The following is a 21861-nucleotide window of genomic DNA, read 5'->3' as shown; positions in this document are numbered from 1 at the left end:
CACGGCATGAAAATATTCCAGCAGGCATTACAGCTACAGCAAAGAAGAAGAGGGTTTCATATTATCACCACAGAAATCATACAGGCATTTCCACAACTCTCCGAAATAAAAACGGGGATGCTGCAGGTATTTATCCAGCATACTTCCGCATCACTCACCCTGAATGAAAATGCAGACCCCACCGTGCGGAAAGATTTTGAAATGTATTTCAATAAAGCAGTCCCCGAAAATGATCCGGAATACCTGCACGATGATGAAGGGTCCGACGATATGCCGGCACACCTGAAAGCGGCCTTGCTGGGCAGTTCTGTTATGATCCCTATCCGCAACGGACGCCCCGCATTAGGCACCTGGCAAGGCGTGTACCTCTGCGAACACCGCAACTATGGCGGCCCGCGGAACCTGCTGCTCACCGCATGGGGCGAATAACAATCAGCTTAACGCATCATGAAAAATAATGCCCAGCGTATGCCGGTTGCCGGTATGCACCGGGCTTACGCCATGCTTCATGTTCACACGGTAATATCCCTTGCTGCCTTTTACGGGCCGGAAATTGGTGGTAAATATCAGCATGTCGCCACGCTGTGGCCGTAGCACATTGGCTTTGGACTGCGCCCGCGGAATCTGTTCTGTTAATACAAACTCGCCCCCGGTATAATCTTCTTCCGGCTCATTCAGGAATACCACCAGTTGCATGGGGAAATAAATATCGCCGTACAGATCCTGATGCAACGTGTTAAAGCCATCCTGGCAGTATTTGAGGATCAGGATAGTAGGCTTTGTTTGTCCGTTGGCATGGCAATGTTCTTTTAACGCTGTATGCGTAGCAGGGTACCGCTGCGTAATATTTAATACCTCCATCCATTTGTTCGCTACCGGCGCAATAAACGGGTACACCGTTTCGCGGATAGTGGTAATCAGTTCCGGCAGCGGATACTGAAAGTATTTATATTCTCCTTTCCCAAAACGGTAACGCTCCATCACAATGGTTTTACGATAGGTGTCATCTGCCTGGTAGGCATTGATCAGCGAATCACATTCCTCTTTGCCCAGCATGCCTTTCAGCAAGGTATAGCCATGATCGTTCAACTGTGCTGTGGCGTGCTGCCAGTCGTGCGCCAGCAACCGCTTTTTAATATCTTTCATCTGGTGTTTTTTTTATGGAGATACAAAAATAGCTGCACGGGCCATCACAGAAAACCCGGTTCTTGCGAATGGTACTATTTAACGGAACAATTGTATTTTTCAGGGTTTATTATTGCGTGAAATATGCAACGCATAAATTAAATTGTAACGTTGCAAATATCAAAATGAACAATGGAATGTTGAAGTTGGCCATCATCAGTGATATCCACGCAAACCTGCCTGCGTTGATATCAGTATCGGAAGACATAGAACAGTTTGGCGCCCACCAGGTATATTGCCTGGGGGATCTTACAGATGCGGCGCCGTGGCACAATGAAGTAATAGACCTGATCCGGCAAAAGAACATCCCGGTAATTATGGGTAATCATGATGAACGCATTGCCTTTGATCATCCTGTATATCCGCTCAGTAAACACACGCCGGAAGAACAGGCAGCGCGGCTCCGGGCTATCAACTATACAAAAGAAACCATCATGCCGCAACATGCAGCTTTCCTCGCAGAACTGCCGCGTTCTATACAGATGGATGTTGCCGGCCTAAAAGTATTACTGGTACACGGCAGCACCCGGAGCAACGATGAATACCTCTACCACAATCATGATGAAAACGATTTGCTGGGAATGATGGACGAACATCATGCAGATATTATGGTGACCGGGCATACCCATCTCTCTTATATACGCCCGCTGAAAGCGGCGGGAAAAATGGTGATCAACACCGGTTCCGTAGGCAGGTCAAAGGAAAAAGACCGGTTGGCTGCTTACCTGCAACTAACGGTTACCGGCAGCGAAATTATGCCGGTTATCCGCAAAGTGCCGTACCCGGTGGAGGAAACAATAGCCGGCATCCGGAACAGTCCCATCCCGGATTTCTATGCACATTTTTTAGCGGGGAGCGATAAAGTGTAGGATGTATCAGGGCTACCTGGCAATTGAAACCGGCCCGGTAGTATCCGCCATGATTACCAGGTCTCTCAATATCGTATATAGTTGTTCAATATTTACCGGCTTGCTTAAAAATCCATCTGCGCCGGAAGCAATCACTTCTTCCTTTACTTCACTATAGGCATTGCCGGATACCAGTATAAAGGGGATCTGCCGCAGCTGGCGGTCGGCCCTGAACTGCGACAACATTTCCACGCCGCTGGTATAGGGCATGATCATGTCCATTAATATCGCATCCGGTTGATGCAGCCGCGCTTTGGTAAGTCCCTGCGGACCGGAATCGGCCAGGATCGCTTCTATACCCATGCGTTTCAGCGCCAGTGAAAACGCGAGGTGGTTCAGGTGGTCGTCGTCTACTACCAGTACTTTCAACCCGTTTAATATGGAATAGTCGATGATATGATCGGTAGCAGGAGGGGGCGTCGTAATTTCCACCGGCATCCGCAGCGTAAAGATGCTGCCGCCGCCATCCGGGTTATCTGTTACGGAGAGATCGCCTCCCATCATGCGGGCCATATGCCGGGCAATGGGCAGTCCAAGCCCGCTGGATTCTGTATGTTGCCCCGGTTCACTCACATACGGATCAAAGATGTGTTCCTTCCGGTCGGCGGAAATGCCCACCCCCTGATCGGTTACGGAAACCACCAGCTGGTTGTTTTTCATGCCGGCCTTCACGGTAATGATCGACCGGAACGTGGTAAACTTAATGGCATTGCTGAGCAGATTCACGATAATGGTGCGAAGCTTGGATTTGTCTGCCAGGATATACTCCGGCAGGTTGTCGCTCAATGAAATGTTTATATGTACAGATCTTCTTTTGGCGAGGTATTCATAGGTGTCGCATAAATGCTGTACCCAGTCGCTGAAGTGGAACGGCGAATGACAGATCTCATCTTTTCCTTCCTCAATTTTCGCCCACCCCAACGCGTTGCTCATCACCAGCTGCATATCCTGGCAGGCAAAATGTACTGCTTCCAGGTGGGCAATGCCTACCTGTACCGTCTTTTTTCCCTGGTCGGCTGTTTCAATATAATTTTGCAGGATGCTGTTCACCACATTTAATGGGGATCTTATTTCGTGTGTGGTTTCACGCACATAGATGCGCATGGCCTGGTTGGCTTTGTCAAGCTGGTTTACCAGTGATTTGAGTTGTTTATTCTGAAACCTGCTTTCCTTTGCAAAATAATACAGGGCCGTTCCGTTCAGGAAAGTGGCAGCAATGATCACCAGCCAGTGTAAGTATAATTCGGTTTCCTTACTAAGTGGAAGTGAAGCAATGACCGGGTACCTGAAATTAAGCACCACCAGTATCATTACTACCGCGCTGGCAACAAGCGCCAGTACCTGCGACAACGGCTTTTCAAATACCAGGAATACACAAAAAGCAAGAAAGGGGGCAAACAGGTAGATCTGGGAAGCAGGTCCCAGCAACACGCCAAAAAACCAGATAGAAATACTGTGTAATAAGAACATTAACTGTTTCCCGTAAACCGGTTTACTGTACCGGGTAATCAGCAGCGTGGAAAGAAAGAGGGCGCTTTCCAGCATGGCCGGGTAAAAAATAATCCCGTAGCCGGTCATATAATATAACAGGCATCCAAGCGTAAATGCCAGCAGGCTGGCGCTTATAGCCAGGGAATTGACAATCTTTATAATCCGTTCCTTTGTTTCGTTTGCCTCCGCATTACGGCTGTTCATCCTGGTAAGGGTAATGTTGTTTTTCATAAAATCCAGGTTTTCATGTTAAGGGGTTGCAGGTTTTTCTTTCCTGACGCATTCAAGGTAGAAGAATGTAGATTATCAAGTGTAAATTCTTTGTAAACAACATTCTTGTTTTAACAGAGGTTTAAAATTACCGGGTGAAGATTTGAACAATTAACGCACATTTTTTTGTCAGTTATAAACACTACTTTCATATTTAAATTATTATGTAGATGAATGTCTGTTTGTTTTACCTGGTCATCTGGCTGTTTATCATACCCGTGGCGGGGAAAGGCGCCATCGTTATTGAGGGGCAGCTACCAGCCAATCCGCACAGCCTTGTCACCCTGTACGGCTATGCTGATTATATCAGTAAAGCACCGGTGGAAATACTAAAAGTACATACAAACGGCGCGGGAAATTTCCGGGTAACCGTAACGGATTCCTGCGGCCCATTGCTAAAACTGCTGGTGGAAAACAGGTCGCTGTCCTTTTTTGCACTGCCGGGCGGCGCCTATACCATCCGGGATACTACCAGCCAGCTTGCAATAACTGATGCGGCCGGCGTTCCCGTGAACCAGCTCCTGCATAACATGGAACAGGAGCTACTGAAAAACTGGTATTCCTTATTTGTGGATACCACCGGTAATTTCCGGCTAACCATGCCGGCAGATACCGTTTTTCAGCGCTTTCACAACATAGTATTAAAATATACCGGAGATACTACATCAGCAGCTTACCCGCTGCTGCGCTATGATGCGGCGGGCTATTACCTGGCATTTATCCGTCAGCTGCCGGATACCATTGGTTTGATGGATCATTTTGAGAATGATTATTTCAATAGCCCACCTATCCAGGAAAGAAATCCGTTTTATATGGAGCTGCTGGGAAATGATATGATGATAAGAATACTTTACCTGGCCCATCAGCGATACAAAGGAAACCCCGGTCAACTCATTGATAAGGTGACCCACGAAGCTGCTTACTTTAAATCGCCGCAGCTGCAACAACTGGCACTGGTAGCCGGCTGCAACCAGGCATACCGCATCAGCCGCGAGCCGGAGCTGAAAGATGAACTGTCGCGCCGTATCCACACCACCATCCCGGATAGCCTCTCCAACCTCCGCATCAGGAACATGCTTTCCCGTGTTATCTCGGAAAATACCCGCGCCCGCATCGGGAATAAGTTTCCGCTGCTGACTCTGAAAAATGAAAAGAATGAAACCGTGAATTTTGGAGATATCAAATCCGATCTTATCCTGGTCGACTTCTGGGCCACCTGGTGCTGGGGCTGCGTGGAAGGAATGAAAAGCTTTCCCGCATGGATCAGCCAATGCAACGGCAAACTAACCATTGTTACTGTTTCAGTTGACGACAATCTTCAGGCAATGAAAGCATTCCTGGATAAACGCGAAAGGGTTCCCGGGGTACTGTCGCTGTACAACGGCCGCACCGGCGGTTATCCCGATAAATTGCAGCTTACCGGCTACCCCACCTATATCCTTCTTAATAAAAAACGCGAAATAATTGCCATGCCCGGTTATACCTCTGCTGTGGCGGAACAGCTGAAAGCCGCACTGCACTAACGTATATGGATAGTTGAAAAAAACAGCTGTCGCAATCCGGAAAAATAAATCCCCCGAAAAATTCCCGATATCGAAAATGCTTTGAGCAATATACGTCTACTTTTGCAGGAGGTCAGATACCTGTAAGTATGCTGTATGCTGAATACCCGGATACCTTATGCCCTTGCCTGTACATCGTTTCAATAAAAGCTGTTTAAAATGTATATCAGAAAACTAAAGCTTCAGTTGCGCTCACGGTTAATGGCGGAAAGATGACGGCAATCGCCAAAGCAGATTATTGATATTACTTTTTATGCAGAAAAATATGAATGCAAGTTCAAAGAAAATGGCCGGGAAAAAAGCAAACTCCCGGTCGCTGTTTTACCGCATCTCCGCCTGGCTGCATTTGTGGCTGGGCATTGCTTCCGGTATTATAGTAGTGATCGTATGTATAACAGGGTGCATCTATGTATTCAATGAGGAAATAACCGGCTGGATGGAGCCGGAAGCAAATGTTCCGGTGCAGTCGCAGCCGCTCATCGCTCCTTCAAAGATCCTGGAAGTAGCAGCGAAAGAATATCCCGGCAAATCCGTAGGATATGTACTTTATAAAGAAGGCAAAGCAGTGGAAGCCAACATCGGCGCGAGGAGAGGAGGTTCTACCCTGAAGCTGAACCCCTACACCGGCGCGGTGATCAATAAAGTAAACCGTAAAGAAGGAGAACTGAATTTCTTCAGATGGGTGCTTAACGGGCACCGCTTCCTCTGGCTGCCGTTTAAGATCGGCCGCCCTATTGTGAACTACAGCACCCTGATCTGCGTAATCACCCTCATCAGCGGCCTGGTATTATGGTGGCCGAAAAGATGGAATAAAAGTACCCGTAACCAAAGCTTTAAAATAAAGTGGGGCGCCAGCTTCAAACGGGTCAACTACGATCTGCATAATGTACTGGGCTTTTACGCACTGCTGGTACTTTTTGCTATAGGCGTTACCGGTATGGTATACGGTCTTGAATGGTGGAGCAAAAGTCTCTATTGGGCTACTTCCGGTGGAAAAACACTCCCGGAATTCAGGGAGCTGAAATCCGACTCCCTGCAGGCTGGCAAAAAACGCTATGATAACCTCGGCCAGAAAATGGACATCGCCTGGAAAACAGCGGTGGATAAACATCCGGAGGCATCCGGTTTTTACATGGCCTTCCCGGATACGTCCAAAGCCACGGCTTCTATTACCGTTATTGTATATCCTGAAAAAGGACAGTACTACAACAATCAGCGGTACGTATTTGATCAGCACACGTTGGAACCGCTTACCGGTAATAAATTATATGAACAGCGCTTCGAAGAAGCTGAATTTGGCGCTAAGCTCAGGCGAATGAACTATGATATCCACGTAGGCAGCATCCTGGGTTTGCCCGGTAAGTTCATGGCATTTTTCGCCAGCCTGATCGGCGCCACATTGCCCATCACCGGGTTTATTATCTGGTGGGGTAAAGGCCGGAAAAAGAAAACGCCGGCGCCGGTAAAAAAGAAGGCGCAAACAGCAGCGGCATAAAACAAATGTTCCCCGGATATATAGATTCAGAAAAGAAGGGTATCATTCATTTGGTACCCTTACCATCGCCTTCAGCTCACACCAGTGGAGATAAAGAGTGTCATACTGCCATAAAGAAGGATCATCAACCGGTATTGATACAGGAAATGTACAGAATTATACTATTAATGTACAGGGGAATAGCGGCATTATAGGTATAAATTTGCGCTTATAAATCCTGGAATATGAAAGCAATTGTTTTGAATAGCGCAGGAAGCGTAGATAACTTAGTACTTACGGACCTGCCGGTACCTGTACCGGCTGAAGCCGAAGTGCTGGTAAAAGTAAAGGCCATCAGCATTAACCCGGTAGATGTTAAAACCCGTGCCGGCAATGGCCGGTACAACATCCTGAAAGAGGAAAACCCCCTGATCCTGGGTTGGGATATTTCCGGTGTGGTAGTAGCCTCCAACTCGCCGCTGTTCAAGGAAAACGACGAAGTATTCGGAATGGTCAATTTTCCCGGTCACGGCCGTGCCTACGCAGAATATGTGGCTGCACCGGCGGCGCACCTGGCGTTAAAGCCGGCGAACATCTCCCATGAGGAAGCGGCTGCAGCTACCCTGGCGGCGCTTACCGCCTGGCAGGCATTGATAGATCATGCCAGCATAAGGCCCGGCCAGAAAGTGCTGATCCATGCAGCTGCGGGTGGTGTTGGTCATTATGCAGTGCAGCTGGCCAAACGCCTCGGTGCGTATGTTATCGGTACTTCTTCTGCTGCCAATAAAGACGTAATCCTGGGATTGGGTGCAGATGAGCATATCGATTATCACAACCAGCGGTTAACAGACCACGTACCGGAGGTCGATTTTGTGCTCGATACCATCGGCGGCGATACCATTGATCAGTCGCTCGAAGTAATGAAACCCGGCGCCACCATCATCAGCATTCCTTCCGGTTTCCGGGAGGCTGTAACTGCCAAAGCGGAAGCGAAAGGCATGATCGGCTTTTTCATCCTGGTGGCTTCCAACGGGGCAGAAATGGCCAGCATCGCTGCTTTGATGGAGCAGGGCCTGCTCAGGTCCATCGTGTCCAAAACGTTTTCCCTGGAGGAAATGAAGCAGGCACATCTCCAGATAGAAACCGGCAGAACAGTAGGTAAAATTATCGTACGGGTTTAACCGTTAGTAACGATCCCATTATAACAGCAGCGCAGTTTACACAGGCGGTGGCCCGGCCGCCGGCGCTGTTGATTTTTTTAGAGAGATGTAAAGAAATATTTCTATCTTGTGCCCCATAATCAAGCACAAATGCACCGTATTTATTCAAGCACACCTCCTCCTGCTGTTGTTGTTTTGTTCGCAAAATAACCAGCATTACTACGGCTCTTAGCTATTCCTGTTGCAGGAATCAGTTCGTCATTTATATGCACTAAGTCTGTTTATTGACCTGGTTATTTTCGTGTACCCGTATTCTCTCTTATTTTTTTACACAACCGAAAATAATGACCAGGTATATATTAATGGTTTTCGCCGGCGCATGCAGCTTCGGCATCCTCTCTACTTTTGTAAAATTAGCCTACCGCGAAGGCTATACTGCCGCGGAAATATCCGTTACACAAGCCTTTACAGGCATGATTGTTTTATGGCTCCTGTATCTCATCACCCGGCGGCAACGCCACCCCATGAAGCTTCGCGATTGGGCCTGGATGCTGATTACAGGCGGATGTATTGGCCTTACCAGTTTCGTATATTATGTGTCAGTGGCTTATATACCGGCATCAGTAGCCATCGTGATCCTGATGCAGTTCACCTGGATTGGCCTGCTGATGGAAGCACTGCTGTTTAAAAAGAAGCCATCCGCATTACAGCTTATCACCACCATACTGATCCTGGTGGGAACCTGGATGGGCAGCGGATTGGCTGGCGGCGGCCTAGCCGGGCTGTCGGTGAAAGGCATGCTGTATGCCGGCGCCTCCGCTTTTTTATATGCAGTGTATGTGATTGTCAACAGCCGCGCAGGCAAATCGCTCGATGCCGGTAAGAAAAGCGCGGCCACCATCACCGGGTCCACGCTGTGCATCTTCCTCGTGAATGCGCCGCAACTGGTGGCGAGCACTCACTTCGATATAGGGCTGCTAAAGTGGGCGCTGTTCCTGTCGCTTTTTGGCACCATTATTCCGCCATTGCTGTTTGCAAAAGGAATCCCTAAAGTAGGTGCGGGTATCAGCGCCGTGATCATGACCGCCGAATTGCCGGTAGCCATTGTATGCTCGCATTTTATCCTGCATGAACCGGTGAACGGCCTGCAGTGGGCGGGCGTTGCACTAATGCTGCTGTCGATGTTGCAGCTCAATGCACATTATTTCCGCAAATAGAGGAGGGGACCGGGCATTTTGCCCGGTCCTTTTTTCATGCTGCCACGAATTTCACGCAATCGTTTGTGCCGGAAAAGTCCACTGAAATCGCCTAACATTATCCTCCGTTCAACAGCTGCAACCCATGAAAAGAAGATCCGTTTTTATTGCCGCATTACTGCTCTCCCGTTTATCTTTATCTGCACAGGTGTATTATGCCGGTACCGCCCCGGCGGCAGCAGTGGCGCAGCCTGCCACCAATACACTGGGAAATAATATCCTGGAAGTGAAAGTAAGCGTATCGAAAAACCATCTGCAACAGGTGGCATTCACCGATAAACTGTCTGCAAAAACCATCTCCTTTCCTCAACCTAATTTGTTTGAATTAAAATTGAAAGATGGTACCATATTAACTGCCTCCGATTTCCAGGTTAGCACAAAAGACGCGGGTAACATCGCTTCCTCACGGGCCGCAGTAAGGCTGATAGACCGTCTGCCGGGTAAACAACTCACCTTTACATTGGTAAATACCGCAAAGGATATCCACGTGATCTGGCAGATCACTTTACATGATAGCTGTAACTTTATTCAGCAACATTTTCATATCACCGACCCTGCGTCTGCCGTGGATGAACTGCTACTGGTAAATGTTCCATCGGCGTATCAGCCGCAACTCTCCGGCACAGTGGATGGCTCGCCGGTTATAGCCGGCAACAACTTCTTCGCCCTGGAACATCCGATGGCGCAGGGACGTGTAACAGATAAAGGCGTTCAAAGCACCGTAGCGGCATCTGCCACACTGCGCTCCGGTAATGGGTTTGATGTGAGTGTGGCCTGGGGCATTACCCCGGAAAAACAACTGCGTCGCGGCTTCCTCAGCTACCTGGAAAAAGTACGCGCCGTACCTTACCGTCCTTTCCCGCATTACAACTCCTGGTACGATGTGGGCTACGACGGCAGGGAAATTACGGAAGCCAACGCAATGGACCGTATCCGCCTGTTTGGCGACAGCCTCGTGGTAAAACGCAAAGCAAAGATCAGCGCCTTCCTGTGGGACAGCGGCTGGGATGACTATAATAAACTCTGGTATTTCAGCCGTCACCTCCCCAACGGGTTTAAGAAGATGGAAGCGCTGGCCGCTAAATATCATTCCGCAATGGGTGTATGGGTGTCGCCCTGGGGTGGCTACGACCAGGAAAAGATCAGTCGCCTTGCCAGCATTAAAACGCTCCATCTTCCTTTTACACCCAACGACAATGGCCTAAGCCTGGCAGATAAAAACTACTTTGATTATTTCAGAAAACTAACGACCGGTTTTGTAAAAGACCAGGGCGTGGTAAGTTTCAAATTCGACGGCGTAGGCGCAGGCAACGGCGCCAGCGGGGCAGGAAAGAAGTATGCCAGAGACGTGGAAGCATTTTTACGGGTCATCACCGATCTGCGCAAAATGAAACCCGATCTCTTCTTTAATTTAACGGTAGGCACCTGGCCTTCTCCCTACTGGCTTAACTATGGCGATGCCATCTGGCGCGCCGGCGGCGATATGGATGTACAGGGCGCCGGCACCAAAAGACAACAATGGATCAACTACCGCGATGCGGAAGTATATAAAAATGTAGTGCAGCGCGCAAAACTATACCCCCTGAACGCGATGATGTATCACGGTGTGGTAGTCAACAATGAAAATGGCGTGGGCGCCGGCTTTACCAACGACGACAAAGGCATTGCAGAAGATATCTGGGAGTTTTTTGGCAACGGTACCGGCATGCAGGAATTGTATATCAACCCGCACCTGATGAGCAGCAACAGCTGGAATGTGTTGGCCCAGGCCATGCGCTGGTCCGAAAAACACCGCGATGTATTATCCGATGTACATTGGATTGGCGGTGACCCCGGCAAACAGGAAGTGTATGGCTTCGCCGCATGGAACCACCGGGAAGGCACCCTGACCTGGAGAAACCCATCTCCCGAAACCAAAAAAGTTGCTTTCCGGTTAAATGAAGTACTGGAATTACCGGTTGGCTATCATGGAAAATTTTCCGTCTTTAATGTAAGGGAAGATGTAAAACAACAAAGCGAAATGGATAGTGATGAAACGATTATGTTTGAACTGGAGCCGTTCGAAGTGAAAGTGCTGGAACTGAAACCGGTGAAATGATTCCCGGTTATTTATGACGGGCGATTTTTATTACAGCGTTTAATCTGAGAAGGCGTTTCACAGCAATGTGAAACGCCTTCTTTTTCTCCGCCATACCGTAAGACGGCCTCTTTCCCTTTTAATGGTTGGTAATATCATCAGAAGCCCGTCATCGGAACGCTTGCTGGTTGCGATGCTTTGGCCTTCGTGCCTTTGGAAATGCTCTCCTTTATTTTTGCTTCTGCATCATCACTGTACCCGGTGAATCTTTCCATAATTTTACCTTCCGTATCCACGAGGTAAAGCGTGGGAATACCGGAAAACTGGAACTGTTCCATCGTTTTATCCTTGTTATCGCTCAGTAACTGATCCCATGGCATTGCTTCTTCTTTCATGGCTTTCTTCCACGCATTTTTATCTGTGTCTATGGAGATGCTTACTACTTCAAATCCTTTGGCTTTGTATTCATCATACAGTTCCTTTACTTTTGGAATAGCCTGGCGGCAGGGACCACACCAGCTCGCCCAGAAATCTACCAGCAGGTATTTACCCTTGTATTTCTCCAGTCCGGCCAGTGCACCGTTGGCATCGGGGTATTTTACGGTTGGCATAGGCTGACCGGTTTTCAGTTTCATCGCCTGCGCTTTATTGGTGATAATGGTTTGCTTTAGCTGTTTGGCTTCAGATAGCCACGGGTAACGCGCAATGAGCTTGTCGAGCAGCTGCATGGCCTTGTCGTATCTGGCGCCGGCCTCTGTGCCTGCCATGCCGCGAAGGGCGTATACCAGTACCGGGCGATCGGCATAGGAGCGGGTAAGCACTTCTTCCCGGATGTTGAAATCTTCCCGCATAGGATTATACTTCTTTGTATTTTTCATATATCCGTACCAGGTAGTATCGGTTGCTTTTTTGGCGTAATACTCCATGTTGTACTCATCAATCATTCTACGGTAATTCAGCTCACCGTTCAGCGTCATCAGGTTAATAAAATTGTTATCGTAAGATCCTTCTACATAGTTATAATGCGGGATTTTAATTTTATAGAAAGAAGTATCATAACCCCTCAGATCCATTTTTACATCTGCATCGCTCCAGAAAGTAGCCCGGTCCCAGTGAAGGGCGTCTACCGTATAAATGCCCTGGTGGTCCTGTTTGATCTTAAAGGTGAAGGTATTGTCTTTCGCCAGCAGGCAGGAATCTACCACTACAGGCTTTCCGCTGAAATTGTCTTTCAGCAGCCATATTATATTGCTGCTGCTTTTAGGATCGGTAAATTCCACGGTACCCTTTACGGTGATAGATTTTACCACGTTGTTCTGCTGTGCCAGCAGGGCTGACGGGGCAGCTAAAAGGGCCACGGGTAGGCACATCGCATAAACTGCTTTCTTCATTATTGGTAGTAATTTATTTTTTATGAATGTACCGGCAAAGTAAACATCGTTTCTTTGATGCTTACAGATAATGGACATACCGGGTACAATAATGTACGAACCGGCAGGAGGCGGGGACCAAAAAAATACCCGCTGTTTTATGGAAAAACAAAGAGGGTATATAGTACCTTCAGCACTTGTTGAACAGTAAACGCACATATAAACCATACCGGTACCTGGTACATCTCGCCGTGTGGATGGCGTTAATTTTCTTATACGCTTTTCCTATGATCCGGGTAAACTGGCCTTCATCTTTTGGGATGAAGTGGGTGCTGGTACGGGAGGTGTTGTATGGCTGTATTAACTTCCAGTTGTTTTACCTGTTGGCATTTGTATGGCTGCCCCGGCCCCTGAAAGAACGGAAGTACCTGGAAGCAGCTGCCGGTACGTTGCTGCTGATCGGTATCTTTTCTGTGATCAAGTACGCAGCAGGCTATTTCTTTTTCCCCGACCAGGTACTGCTGGGCATGATCCCGCTCATCGGGTTCCCCAAAGTGTATATGCCGTTTACCACTTATTTGCCCGCTACGCTTAAAACCGGCGCCGGCGTGGCTTTGCTGGCATACGGCTATTACCTGTTCCTGCAATGGCGCAATACAGATCCTGCCGATCGCCTGCTGGCTGTCACCGCAGCCCAGGCCCATGCACGGTATGAGCGGATGCACACCGGCTCGCGGCAACTGCTTCACCACCTGCAGTTGCTTACACCGGTACTGGAAGATGAACGGACACGCGAACACGAAGGTACACAGGCCATCCTGCTGCTATCCGACCTGCTGCGGTATATGTTGTACGACAAAGCACTGGAAAACGAACGGGTGGCAGTAAAAAAAGAACTGGTGCATTTTGAGAAGTATGTCCACCTGCGCGCATTGCTGATAGCCACCCCGCATTTACATCTCCGGGTAACCGGGGAAGAACATCCGGGCCTCATCGCTCCGCTACAGTTACAACAGCTAACGGAAGAAAGCCTGCAACAGTTCAAAGACACAACCGCCGATATTAATATCACGGTAGAAATGAATACACATGAACTGGCGCTGTTACTCACACAGCGCGACATTGCTCTTGCTCACAAAATAAAACTATATGCATAGCGCCCGTAAACATATCAGCCAGTTTTTGCTCCTGCTGCTGGTATGGATGCTGCTGGTATATGGCGTGAGTCTCCTGATGGCCACCCGGCACATTCCGCAGGTGATGTGGCGCATCACCATCAACGACGGATTATTTGGCTTCCTGAACTTTATGCAATTTTACATTTACCTGAAATGGATCCTGCCACCTTTCCTGGAAAAGAAAAATGTGGTAAAACTGTTTAGCTGGCTGATACCAATACTGCTGGGATTTATCCTGTTGAAGTATGCCGTGGCAAAAAACTTCTTCCCGGAAGAAACATTGTACAGAGGCTACCGGATAGAACAGGGGCAACGGGTGGAAATATATACCACACTGCAGCAATACCTGGTAAACGGATTATGGAGCGGGGCCATCATCATAATAGCCGCTTTTTCCGCACATCTTTTTATGTTGTGGCTGGACGAAGATAAACGCAGGGCCATTTTACAACAGAAGCAATTACAGGCAGAATCAGGTTTTTTAAAGATGCAGCTGAATTCACATTTTCTTATCAATAGTCTGAACAGCATTTATTCACTGGCGCTAACAGGCTCGCCGGAGGTAGTGCCGGCCAATAAAACCCTCACTAACCTGCTTGCCTATATGGTAAATCAGCCGGCTGATATTGAAGGCCGGGAGCCGGTATTGGCGGAGATCCGCTACCTGCAGGATTTTGTAGCCCTGCAGCGGATCCGCACAGGTTGTGAACAAGGTGTTATTTTCAACTGGCCCGCACAACTGCCGGATAAAAGTATTGCGCCGCTGTTGCTGGTGCCTTTCGTGGAAAACGCTTTTAAACATGGGATCACTAATCGCCCGGAGAAGCCGGTCACCATTACGTTGCAGGGAAGTGAGCAACAACTGGTGTTTAGTGTGCATAATTTTATTTCCGGCGCTCATCACGATAAAACAGGCGGCATCGGACTGGATAATGTGCGGAAACGTTTACAACTGATTTATCCCGGTCAGCATCAGCTGGAGATCACCGAAAGTAAAGCAGAATATTTCATTAACTTAACGGTCAACTGGTAACAATATGGCAGTAAAGTGTATAGTGGTAGATGATGAGCCACTGGCCGCACAGGTATTGGTGGCCTTCATCAACAAAACGCCGGATCTGCAGTTGTTGAAAACATTTCATCATCCGCAGGAAGCGCTGGCATTTGTAAAAAATGAGCCGGTAGATTTAGTATTCCTGGACATACAAATGCAGGAACTCAGCGGTATAGAATTTATGCAGCTCGCACCGGGCGGCATGCAGGTAGTGATTGTTTCTGCCTACGATGAATACGCTGTAGAAGGCTTCGACCGTGAAGCGGTGGACTATCTCCTGAAACCTGTATCGTTTGAGCGCTTCGCCCGTACTGTACAACGGGTGCTGGCAAAAAGCGCTCCCGCTATATCGCAGCCCGCAGGCACCGATTATATTTTTGTGCGCACCGATAAACGCATCGTGCGGGTAGATGTAAAGGATATCCTTTTTGTAGAAGCGCTCCGTAACTACGTAGCTATACAAACTGCCAAACAGAAGATCCTTACGCTACAAAACCTCCGCAGCTTTGAAGACATCCTGGCGCCCTTCCGTTTTTTGCGCGTGCACAAATCGTTTATCATCTCCCTGGATAAAATAGACAGCATAGAACGGCAACGTATTTTCACCGGCGATCATCATGTACCTATTGGGGATGCGTATCTGAAACAGTTTATGGAAGCGATTAATATGCAGCGGTAACATTATTGCATTTAAACTAAAAATGGCCCGCCAACCGGCAGGCCATCTTTAATTTGAACCCCTGAAACCCGGACTCCTCAAGTTCCCGGGGCTACTCCTTTTCTAATCCTCCGCCTCATGAATCGCCATCACCGTTTTTATGATTGCATCTGGTGTAACTGAAATACTATCTATACCTAACTGAACAAGGAATTTGGTGAAATCCGGAAAGTCCGATGGACCCTGCCCGCAGATTCCTACCTTTACGTTCTGTTGCTTCGCTACCTTGATCAGGTGTGCAATCAGCCGTTGCACTGCGGGATTACGCTCGTTATAAAGATTGGCCACCAGGGAAGAATCCCTGTCGAGACCAAGTGTGAGCTGTGTCAGATCATTGGATCCTATCGAGAATCCGTCTATGTATGCAGAAAATTCTTCGGCCATCATGATGTTGGATGGCAGCTCGGCCATCAGGTATACTTCCAGTCCGTTCTGTCCGCGGCGCAGTCCGAATTCTTCCATCGTAGCCAGCACCAGCTGAAGCTCTTCCACGGTGCGGCAGAAAGGGATCATCACCACTACATTCTTTAACCCCATTGTTTCCCTTACTTTGAGGATGGCTTTACACTCCAGTTCAAAAGCAGGTTTGTATTCGGGGGAATAGTAGCGGGAAGCGCCTCTCCAGCCTATCATAGGATTTTCTTCAGTTGGCTCAAAGTATTTACCGCCTAATAAATTGAAGTATTCATTACTCTTAAAATCGGAGAAGCGAACAATTACTTTTTCCGGGTAAAAGGCGGCGGCAATTTTTCCTACGCCATACGCGAGTTTATCAATAAAGTAATCTGTTTCACTGGCATGTCCCTGGATGAGTTGTGCAATCTTTGCAGACAGTTCGGGATCATTCAGTTCTTTGTGTTTCAGCAACGCCAGCGGGTGCGCTTTGATATAGTTGTTGATGATAAACTCTTCGCGGGCAAGTCCCACGCCTTTGTTTGGCAGGTGTGTGAACTGGAACGCCATCGCGGGAGATCCTACATTCAGCATCAGTGGCGTGCGGATGGCAGGCAGGGTGCTCAGGTCCAGTTTATCTTCCCGGAACGGCAGGATGCCTTCATATACAATGCCATCGCTGCCTTCTGCGCAACTCACGGTAATGTCCTGGCCGGCGTTTAATTTTTCGGTAGCATCGCCGCAGCCAACAATGGCGGGTATGCCCATTTCACGGGCTACTATGGCAGCATGACAGGTACGTCCGCCCTTATTGGTTACAATAGCGGAAGCCATTTTCATGATGGGTTCCCAGTCGGGATCAGTCATGTCTGTAACGAGGATGTCGCCCGGTTTAAATTCGCTGCCGGTAATCAGGCGGTTGTCGAGGGAGAAGAGGATATTCACTTTGCCCACTGCAATCTTATCGCCAACAGCGATGCCTTTCAGCACTTGCCGGGGAAGTGTGCCGTTATGATTGATTGCGTAGGTGGTGATCTGGTTATGATCTTTGCGCGAATGAATGGTTTCCGGCCGTGCCTGTACAATGAACAGTTCATTGGTAAGCCCGTCTACCGCCCACTCTACGTCCATCGGGCACCAGCGGCCTTTTTTCTCAGAGTAGTAAGTTTCAATGCAGCGCACCCAGGTAGCCAGCTGCATGATCTGTGCATCGTTTAAACAAAAATGTTGCTGCTGCTTTTTTTCTACCGGGATAATCTTTGTTCTTTCATCACTGCTTTCACCGTACACCATTTTCTTATCCTTCACACCCAGTTTCTTTTCAATGATAGGAGTGTAGCCGGGCTGCATACAGGGTTTGAACACAATAAATTCATCCGGTGATACGGCGCCCTGCACAACCATTTCTCCCAAACCAAAAGAGCCGTTGATCACCACTACTTCCTTAAATCCGGATTCGGTATCGAGGGAGAAGGCTACGCCGGAGGCGCCAAGATCCGCACGCACCATTTTCTGCACACATACGGATAAGCCTATACTAAAATGATCATACCCGAAGTTCTGGCGGTAGCTGATGGCACGGTCGGTGAATAAGGAGGCAAAACAGTTTCTTACGGCATCAATTAAAGCCGCGGGTCCTCTTACGTTGAGGAAGGTTTCCTGCTGACCGGCAAAGGAGGCATCAGGAAGATCTTCCGCGGTAGCAGACGACCGCACGGCCACATCGGTTTGTTCCTGTCCGTATTGATGCGATAAAGCATAATACGCGGCAATGATTTCTTCGCTCAGCTCGTGCGGAAAACGGGTGCTGCTGATAGCCTGCCGTATTTTCTGACCCGCCCTGCGCAGGGTGATGATGTCGCTGTAGTCTACCGTGGCCACCTGCTCTGCAATAAATTGTTCGAGCCCGCTTTGCTTCATAAAATCATAGTATGCTTTGGTGGTGATGGCAAACCCGGAAGGAACCGCTACGCCTGCTTCCGATAAGTTGGCAATCATCTCACCCAGCGAGGCCGATTTACCGCCAACTAAGGCAATAGCATCCATGCCCACCGCGTGGAGCGGCAGTACAATACTTTCTCTCATGTAAAAATGAGTTTAGTGAATAATAATATGGAAGGACGGTTTTTTGTCTCCCAAAACGTGGTTAGATTTCTATGACACCAAATTAGATCATGCGGAAATGGAATAACGGCAACCCGGATAAAAGCGAAAACAAATCTAAAAAAAGGGGATGCCGCCGATTTTTTTTCATCAAATCAGTAGCAGTATCATTATTTTTGATAAAAAATCGGCCCATGAATTTTATACCTGACCAGATTGATATGTGTATAATGGACATATTGCAGGAGGACGCCAGGACCACAAATAAAGAGATTGCCGCCAGGTTGGGTAAGTCAGTTACTTCTATATTTGAAAGAGTGAAACGCCTGGAAGCAGAGGGGTATATTTTACGCTATATCGCCGTACTTAATAAAAATAAACTGGGCAAAAATCTCGTGGCCTGGACCAGCATCACCCTCAAAGAGCATGGCCAGGACCGGTTTCCGGAGTTTGAACAGAAGATCAATACCTTCCCCGAAGTAATGGAGTGTTATAAAATGAACGGGCAGTTCGACTACCTCCTGAAAGTACTCATCGCCGACATGGAAGCCTATGAAGTATTTAATTTTACCAAATTATCCAAGCTGGATAATATCTATAAGATCCGCAGCCTGTTTGTTTTAGCAGAAACAAAACAGGAAGTGGAACTAAACCTCAAAACAGGACTGCAAACAAAACTGCAACAGAAAAATAAATAATTTTAAAAAGTAGGGAGACGGTTTTTTTTCCGGATTATCGTAATTTCAGGAAAAGTTAACCCACATGGCAAAACAAACCGGGATACTCCAGTTCACCGGCAGGCTCGGTAATATTATCGGCTACAGGCGAAACGGATCCTACTTCATTCGTACCATGCCGGAAACAGTCCGGCAAACTTCCGCTACCCGCAGGGCAGCACAGCATTTTGGCATAGCCAGCAGGAAAGGTAAACTGATCCGGCACGCTATTTCCCCTCACCTGGATATCAGGTCCGATGGGGCATTGGTAAACCGCCTGAACAAAATACTTATTCCGGCAGGGCGTGAACATCTGAAGGCCCTCAAAGGATTCCGGTTTAACCGGCATTGCGGCCTGGAATATTTCTTTCCGGAACAACCGGTTATGCAGCACAACACCCTGCAAATACCTGCACAAATAATTCCGTCACAGGAAACAGCCACCCACCTGGTTGTAAAACTCATTGCGGTACGGCTCTGCTTCAAGGAACGTTGTATCGAAAATGTGCATACTGCCACAGCTACCATTGATCTGAGCCAGCCCTTCAACGGTATGGAACTGGAAACAGCCGTTCCCGGAAAAGGATCACTGTTGGTAATATTACAGGTGCAGCCTTTCAATGGTACCTATGCCACACAGAACAAACGCTCCATGGCAGCGGATATCATAGCAGTAGCCGCCCCCGCCCCCATGAAGCGAAAAACCATCACAATAGCATCTGATCACCGCATCAAGTCCACCTTTTCTGCACGTATTTGGCGTGTCCTAAGCGACCCCTCGCCTAATCCTCCGCCACTGTTTAGTACCCTTAATGGCCATTCACCACCGGGAATTGTGAAATCCGCAACTTAGTACTTCCAAAAGGCACCAATGTAATCTCTTCTTCTTCGCCTGTTTCCATACCATAGGTAATACTATACGGAATGGGGCCGGTCATCTCATTGTATAACTGCCAGGAAGGAATCCTTTTTGCCCTTGTTTTAAGGGAGATGGGTACCTGCCCGGGATTCCACGGCCAGCCGGTTTTATTACCATGTTGCACTACCTGGTAACGTGCGGCCAGCTTATCATCCGGAGTGGCTATCAGCGCATAGTTCCACGGAGTAGTGGGACGCACTTCCAGGTAACCGGCGCCATATTCCACCGGGTCCTTATCATTTTTTACGGCAGTCACTTCTTCGCCTATCTTCAGCGCATAGGTAACCGGACCGCGTTCTACCGATATCGAATTTTCAAACCAGCGTTGCTGGTAGATATGCATCGGCAACGCCAGCTCCATTACATCACCCGGCTGCCAGGTTCTTTCCACTTTCACTACCTGGTTACCTGCGGCCTCCTGCCATACTTTACCGTTGATCTTTATAATCCCTTTCTTACACCACGCAGGTATCCGCAGGTGAAAAGGAAAGCTTACTTTTTTAGGTGTGTTAACCGTAAACGTAACCGCTTCTTCAAAGGGGTAATTGGTTACCTCCTTCACCGTAACAGGTGTTTGCCCGGCCACATATATTTTCACTTCGCTGGGGGCATACACTAAAGCTGCCACGCCACTGTCGGCGGTGGCATACCAGAGGTTTTGCGCAAACTTGGGCCAGCCCTGGTGCATATTGGATGTGCAGCAAGGATAACCGGACAACAACCCATAACAAAGATCTGTACCACTGTGGTTCATATCAAAGTTGCGGATATGCCGCGTAGCCATCACCTGGTTGGCTTGCTGGAAATACTGCCGGCTCATAAAGTCTTCCGTGATCTGCGAAGGCAATACATTAAAGGCAATCTTCTCCAGCTGATCGGCATACCTTACGTCGCCGCTTATTTCCAGGATACTTTCCAGTGAAAACATCATTTCTACGGCCGTACACAACTCCGATCCCTGCGTGGGGTTGTTGCCATGCAGGGATTCATCACCGCCATAAAGACCATTCGCCATCCCATTGAATGTACGGAGGTCATCAAATCCTTTGGCGGTGGCCTGCGGGTATAACGTATCGGGGTGCTGCTGGAAATAGATCATGGGTTCTTTGATGCCTTGTGCAAGGTTTACGCCGTGAATGCTGCCTGTGGTAGATAACAGGTTGGTATGCATAAATGCACCGGCATAGTCGAAGGTTTGTTTATGGAGCAGGGCTGCAAGGTCCAGCAGGAACGCATCTCCCGTAATATTATATAACCAGTATACTACCATCAGGTTATCACCGGCGCGGTACTTTGCCCAGAAAGTCCAGTGATCCAGCGGCTTTTGCGGCAGCTCTTTCAGCTGGTAGCGGAAGTAGTTGGTCATGAGCGTAATGATCCGCGGATCGGCGGTAGCGTCGTAGTATTGCTTCAGTACTTTCAGCATCACCATCTTGGGCCACCAGTCGCGGCTGTTATCCCTTTGAATCCCCGCTTCATAGGGATAGTCTTTCGCAGGTCCAAAATAACCATCGGGTTGCTGGCTTTTGATAGACCATTCTACCCAGGGTTTTACCTTGGCAATCAACGCCTCATCTTTCAGAAGATAAGCCAGCGGCAGCAGTCCATCGATCCAGTAAGGACCGCGTTCCCACTGGTCGCCATCGCCCCCGAGCCATCCGTTCCGCTGGTTCATTACCAGCGGGTACAATTTATCCAGCTCACCGGTAGCGCCGTTCTTTTGCTGCACCAGTACGGTGCGCAGCCATCCCTGTGGTGTAATAGCGCCCAAAGGAAGCATGGAGTAAGGTTTGGGATGTAGGGGAGCCCGGTTGCCGTAATAATGCGGCACAGGCGCTGTATTCTTTTTTCCCTGTGCCGCTGCCTGTAAAGTAAGACCCAGCAATATCGTGGAAGCTATAGCAAAACGTTTCATAAATGATTTGTAGCGTGGCATAATGAAACGCCAATATATGCCTTATTTTATACGGGTAGTTATCCCGGTTGACTCATTCTTTCTATAAAATGTCTCTCTATATTTTCTTATG

At 48.4% G+C, this 21861-nt stretch carries 17 protein-coding genes; 12 read left to right on the top strand and 5 right to left on the bottom strand.

Annotated features, from left to right (window positions below; all coding sequences use genetic code 11):
* The first annotated feature begins 6 nt into the window (after positions 1–6).
* Positions 7–429 (top strand): secondary thiamine-phosphate synthase enzyme YjbQ, encoded by a 423-nt coding sequence (locus B5Z18_RS06080; RefSeq protein WP_079469993.1) that lies wholly within the window; start codon positions 7–9, stop codon positions 427–429.
* Positions 430–432: 3 nt separating this feature from the next.
* On the opposite strand, the gene B5Z18_RS06075 is transcribed toward B5Z18_RS06080, so the two are convergent.
* Positions 433–1146: a 2OG-Fe(II) oxygenase gene (locus B5Z18_RS06075; RefSeq protein WP_079468483.1), complete on the bottom strand. Its 714-nt coding sequence runs from the start codon at positions 1144–1146 to the stop codon at positions 433–435.
* Between the two features lie 176 nt (positions 1147–1322).
* Here B5Z18_RS06075 and B5Z18_RS06070 point away from each other — a divergent pair, with 176 nt between their 5' ends.
* A complete protein-coding gene (locus B5Z18_RS06070) occupies positions 1323–2054 on the top strand; it encodes a metallophosphoesterase family protein (protein WP_079469992.1) in 732 nt (243 codons plus the stop codon).
* Between the two features lie 12 nt (positions 2055–2066).
* Here the strand turns inward: B5Z18_RS06070 and B5Z18_RS06065 are convergent, their stop codons facing one another.
* Positions 2067–3815, bottom strand: a complete 1749-nt coding sequence (locus tag B5Z18_RS06065; RefSeq protein WP_079468482.1) for an ATP-binding response regulator — start codon at positions 3813–3815, stop codon at positions 2067–2069.
* Positions 3816–4024: 209 nt separating this feature from the next.
* Here B5Z18_RS06065 and B5Z18_RS06060 point away from each other — a divergent pair, with 209 nt between their 5' ends.
* The 5 genes from B5Z18_RS06060 (at position 4025) to B5Z18_RS06035 (ending at position 11404) form a co-directional block, all read left to right on the top strand.
* A complete protein-coding gene (locus tag B5Z18_RS06060) occupies positions 4025–5377 on the top strand; it encodes a TlpA family protein disulfide reductase (RefSeq protein ID WP_079468481.1) in 1353 nt (450 codons plus the stop codon).
* Between the two features lie 304 nt (positions 5378–5681).
* Positions 5682–6911: a PepSY-associated TM helix domain-containing protein gene (locus B5Z18_RS06055; protein WP_079469991.1), complete on the top strand. Its 1230-nt coding sequence runs from the start codon at positions 5682–5684 to the stop codon at positions 6909–6911.
* Between the two features lie 224 nt (positions 6912–7135).
* The gene (locus B5Z18_RS06045; RefSeq protein ID WP_079468479.1) at positions 7136–8071 is read left to right on the top strand and encodes an NADP-dependent oxidoreductase; all 936 of its coding nucleotides are present in this window, start codon (positions 7136–7138) and stop codon (positions 8069–8071) included.
* A gap of 323 nt (positions 8072–8394) precedes the next feature.
* On the top strand, positions 8395–9267 hold the full coding sequence (locus tag B5Z18_RS06040) for an EamA family transporter (protein WP_079468478.1): 873 nt from the start codon (positions 8395–8397) through the stop codon (positions 9265–9267).
* 124 nt (positions 9268–9391) lie between these two features.
* Positions 9392–11404 carry a hypothetical protein gene (locus B5Z18_RS06035; RefSeq protein WP_079468477.1) on the top strand — a complete coding sequence of 671 codons (2013 nt, stop codon included), beginning with the start codon at positions 9392–9394 and terminating at the stop codon, positions 11402–11404.
* 137 nt (positions 11405–11541) lie between these two features.
* Here the strand turns inward: B5Z18_RS06035 and B5Z18_RS06030 are convergent, their stop codons facing one another.
* Positions 11542–12774 carry a TlpA family protein disulfide reductase gene (locus tag B5Z18_RS06030; protein WP_159454208.1) on the bottom strand — a complete coding sequence of 411 codons (1233 nt, stop codon included), beginning with the start codon at positions 12772–12774 and terminating at the stop codon, positions 11542–11544.
* A 266-nt stretch (positions 12775–13040) separates the two neighbouring features.
* Between B5Z18_RS06030 and B5Z18_RS06025 the strand changes: the two genes are divergently transcribed.
* The 3 genes from B5Z18_RS06025 to B5Z18_RS06015 are packed head-to-tail and all read left to right on the top strand — an operon-like array spanning position 13041 to position 15664.
* Positions 13041–13910, top strand: a complete 870-nt coding sequence (locus tag B5Z18_RS06025; protein ID WP_143313505.1) for a LytS family sensor histidine kinase — start codon at positions 13041–13043, stop codon at positions 13908–13910.
* Complete coding sequence (locus B5Z18_RS06020) at positions 13903–14964, top strand: sensor histidine kinase (RefSeq protein ID WP_079468474.1); 1062 nt, start codon at positions 13903–13905, stop codon at positions 14962–14964. Before B5Z18_RS06025 ends, B5Z18_RS06020 begins: the two co-directional genes overlap by 8 nt.
* A gap of 4 nt (positions 14965–14968) precedes the next feature.
* The gene (locus B5Z18_RS06015) at positions 14969–15664 is read left to right on the top strand and encodes a LytR/AlgR family response regulator transcription factor (RefSeq protein ID WP_079468473.1); all 696 of its coding nucleotides are present in this window, start codon (positions 14969–14971) and stop codon (positions 15662–15664) included.
* A 102-nt stretch (positions 15665–15766) separates the two neighbouring features.
* On the opposite strand, the gene ppsA is transcribed toward B5Z18_RS06015, so the two are convergent.
* Entirely contained in the window at positions 15767–18181 is a 2415-nt protein-coding gene (gene ppsA, locus B5Z18_RS06010) for a phosphoenolpyruvate synthase (RefSeq protein ID WP_079468472.1), read from the bottom strand.
* 212 nt (positions 18182–18393) lie between these two features.
* On the opposite strand from ppsA, the gene B5Z18_RS06005 reads away from it, so the two are divergent.
* Entirely contained in the window at positions 18394–18897 is a 504-nt protein-coding gene (locus B5Z18_RS06005) for an Lrp/AsnC family transcriptional regulator (protein ID WP_079469990.1), read from the top strand.
* 64 nt (positions 18898–18961) lie between these two features.
* A complete protein-coding gene (locus B5Z18_RS06000) occupies positions 18962–19768 on the top strand; it encodes a hypothetical protein (protein WP_079468471.1) in 807 nt (268 codons plus the stop codon).
* Here B5Z18_RS06000 and B5Z18_RS05995 read toward each other — a convergent pair.
* Positions 19725–21749, bottom strand: coding sequence for a beta-L-arabinofuranosidase domain-containing protein (locus tag B5Z18_RS05995; RefSeq protein ID WP_079469989.1), 2025 nt, complete (start codon positions 21747–21749; stop codon positions 19725–19727). The genes B5Z18_RS06000 and B5Z18_RS05995 overlap by 44 nt on opposite strands.
* Positions 21750–21861: the final 112 nt, after the last annotated feature.

It is taken from the genome of Chitinophaga ginsengisegetis (assembly GCF_900168065.1).
GTDB classification, from domain to species: domain Bacteria; phylum Bacteroidota; class Bacteroidia; order Chitinophagales; family Chitinophagaceae; genus Chitinophaga; species Chitinophaga ginsengisegetis.
The sequence above is the reverse complement of the archived record's forward strand: the minus strand, read 5'-3'. Positions and strand labels throughout refer to the sequence as shown.